The organism is Prevotella falsenii DSM 22864 = JCM 15124, assembly GCF_000613945.1.
In the GTDB taxonomy this organism is placed as follows: Bacteria; Bacteroidota; Bacteroidia; order Bacteroidales; family Bacteroidaceae; genus Prevotella; species Prevotella falsenii.
In genome coordinates this window covers 1-2,841 of sequence record NZ_BAJY01000066.1, presented here as the reverse complement: position 1 = coordinate 2,841, position 2,841 = coordinate 1, and the positions used below count along the sequence as shown (strand labels likewise).

2 protein-coding genes and 2 pseudogenes are annotated in these 2,841 nt (G+C 37.6%); 2 read left to right on the top strand and 2 right to left on the bottom strand.

What is annotated here, in order from left to right; genetic code table 11:
- Positions 1–81: 81 nt before the first annotated feature.
- Positions 82–756 (bottom strand): annotated as a pseudogene (locus JCM15124_RS14445) (SulP family inorganic anion transporter); the annotation flags it as partial.
- Between the two features lie 20 nt (positions 757–776).
- Positions 777–845: pseudogene (locus tag JCM15124_RS17235) on the bottom strand (transposase); the annotation flags it as partial.
- Between the two features lie 540 nt (positions 846–1,385).
- Here JCM15124_RS17235 and JCM15124_RS14615 point away from each other — a divergent pair.
- Together JCM15124_RS14615 and JCM15124_RS12355 are read left to right on the top strand one after the other, a co-directional pair.
- Positions 1,386–1,574, top strand: coding sequence for a hypothetical protein (locus tag JCM15124_RS14615; RefSeq protein WP_024999654.1), 189 nt, complete (start codon positions 1,386–1,388; stop codon positions 1,572–1,574).
- A 336-nt stretch (positions 1,575–1,910) separates the two neighbouring features.
- Positions 1,911–2,570: a hypothetical protein gene (locus JCM15124_RS12355; RefSeq protein WP_024999653.1), complete on the top strand. Its 660-nt coding sequence runs from the start codon at positions 1,911–1,913 to the stop codon at positions 2,568–2,570.
- Positions 2,571–2,841 lie beyond the last annotated feature (271 nt).

Genomic DNA, 2,841 nt, shown 5'->3' with positions numbered 1-2,841 from the left:
ATTTTATCTACTAAATTACTTACACGTAAATAAATATTTTTCTACACGTAAGTAAATATTTCTTTACGTGTAAATAAATTATTATTTACTCGTAAAGAAATTTGGTATGCCTTGTTTATGCGATTGTTCGCACATTACGGCAAGGTTATGAAGTCCCGTATAATCAATGAACAGCACTTTACGCATACGAATAATGCGAACTTCCGACTTATCACCCATAGTAGACATAAGTTCCTCGAAACGGTTGCCAAGTCCAAAGAAATAAGGACCATAGATTTCGTACACTTCTACACCATCGAGAATGGTGAGACACTTCTTATCCAACAGCACATCAGTATCATCGGTCAAATTAATCTTATCGGTGATAAGACGCACGTCTGTTATTTCCGCTACACGACGCATCAGCAGCAAATAAGCGATAAGCAAGCCTACTTGGATAGCAACCGTAAGGTCGAATACCACAGTAAGGAGGAAAGTAACAAGCAAAATAACAATATCCGACTTAGGTGTTTTAAGCAAAGCTGCAAAAGTTCTCCAACCGATCATATTGTAAGCCACTACAACCAATACACCCGCCAAACACGACATAGGTATATATTGCGCCAAAGGCATCATAAACAAGAAGATAAGCAAGAGTACAATAGCGTGAATGACACCTACAAGAGGCGATTTACCGCCATTGTTTATATTGGTCATTGTACGTGCAATAGCACCCGTAGCAGGTATTGCGCCAAACAATGGCACAAGCATATTGGCAAGTCTCTACCCTATCAGATGACAAAACTCTCGCTGCTGCTTGTGTAATTCGAAAGAATTTCCGAAATTTGCGAATGTGTAAGTTCCATTTTTTCTATTTGGAAAAATATAAAATAAAGAAATGGAACTTACATACTTCTTAGGACACTACCATTTTTTATTGGACAATACCTAAGAATAAGGTCATAGAAGAATGACTTACACACTTTTGAGGACAGTACCACGTTGCCCCTGTCCTCGGCCATGAAAGACCTCCTTTTCGTCGAGATATATGCCGAAACAGACCTTGTTGCGAGTGAAGTTCACGACGTCAAAATCAGTGGATTAGCTTTCGCAATCTTCGAGTCTATCTTATCGAATAGCTTTTTAGGTTTCCCAAAATATCATTTTTGTTGAAATGCAGCTTGTGGCTGGTATTCGTCCTTATTTCATTTAATGAGTTCTCGGAAAACTCTTTCATACATTCAAAGTACAAATTAGTTTCATTTCCCTCAAAATGTTTATGAAAACATAATCTGTCTTTCCGAGGTCAATTGCATTATACTGAATAAAAATGCATTGACATTGAGAGTCTACAGCAAGCATCAGGGCTGGCATCTTGCCGGCAGATGCCGTGAGGATGCCGGTCAATGGAACTGCCGTGGTCTATCCTCCCATTCTTAGCCGTCTATATTGATGCGACCTTTATCGCCATGCACAAGGACAGCCAACTGTCCAAGGGAACTTATCATACCATTCCTGAGGTGTTGGAGAACGTAATCAAGGAAATGCTCACGCTGGTCAATCACCCCACGGGAGAAATTATGCCGGAAAGATGAGCTTGAGACATTGAAGCAAAGAGGCGTCAGAAAGATAGACATGGTGGTTTCCTATGCACTTAAAAGGTAGAGAATGCTGTCTTAGAAGCTTTCCCCGGTGCCACATACTGGTTCTGTGCAGCACACGTCAAGCGAAAGTTTCTTAACAGTGTATCTCCCCCACAGGGGCAAGCCGGTAACGGCTCAGGAACTCAGCGAAATATTCCCACTGGAACACAAGTAAATAAAATCCTTGCAGAGATACGAACATTTCATTACCTTTGTACACAAGTTGGAAAGGATTAACCCCAGATAACTAACTTTAGCGTATCATCCCCCTATACCTAAAAAATAATTATGACAACAAAGAATTTAGACTCTAAAGTCAAGAAAGTTATAAAAGAGACCTTTGAAGGATTATCACGTATCCAAAAGAATAAATCTGATAACAGGTTAATTTTTCCGACATACTCGAATGAAAAACTTCGGATCAGTGAGCAAGAACTTAGATTTTTATTTGTTGAAAAGCTAAGAGATTTTCTTACAAAGGAGAAACTATATTATAGTATTGAAACTCCAACAATTGGAAAATACAAATTTACAGAAAACAGAAAGAATATCAAACCCATATTTAGTCCTAAGGACGGTAAATCTGCTAATTTCGACCTTGTTATTTTTGATACCGACAAGGCAAAGAGGCTTGCTTTAATAGAATTTAAATCAAATAATGCCTCTGCACATTCTCATGCTAAAGACTTTTGTAAATTAGCGAACAAGGAGGAAGGGGATAATACTACTCTTAGATATTTTATAGAGATTTTAGAGAAGAATAACAAGACAACAATTAAAAATCTTAAAGAAGAAAAGATCCTAAAGAATGATTGGGCTACTTTTGAGATTGAATGCCCTATTACTATAGCATGCTATTCATTGGAAGAAGATGGTGAGATAAAATTATCTGATGATGATAACAGTGACATTTTCTATGATTTGAAGTATATAGATAGAAGTTGCTAGATAATCTTCGCATAAAGATGTGGCTGATGTGGCTTTAGATTTTATTCAACCTATCATTCATCATTAAAACTAAAGACCTGTGAAGAAACAAGCATTATTTTTATTCATTCTCGCCATAATGACGACAATTTGTACAAGTATGTGCAAATGCAAGAAGAGGAGTATTTATTGATACTGCAAAAGTTCCTTTACTAAATGGTGAACCATTGTGCATGGGCACATTTCGTGGAGACAATATGGCAATCTTCTAATGCTTTTGCACGTTCTATGG

What these genes read in the sequence shown, in the direction of transcription:
- JCM15124_RS14615 (WP_024999654.1), top strand. Translation starts at nt 1,386, where the DNA reads ATGGAACTGCCGTGGTCTATCCTCCCATTCTTAGCCGTCTATATTGAT.
- JCM15124_RS12355 (WP_024999653.1), top strand. Translation starts at nt 1,911, where the DNA reads ATGACAACAAAGAATTTAGACTCTAAAGTCAAGAAAGTTATAAAAGAG.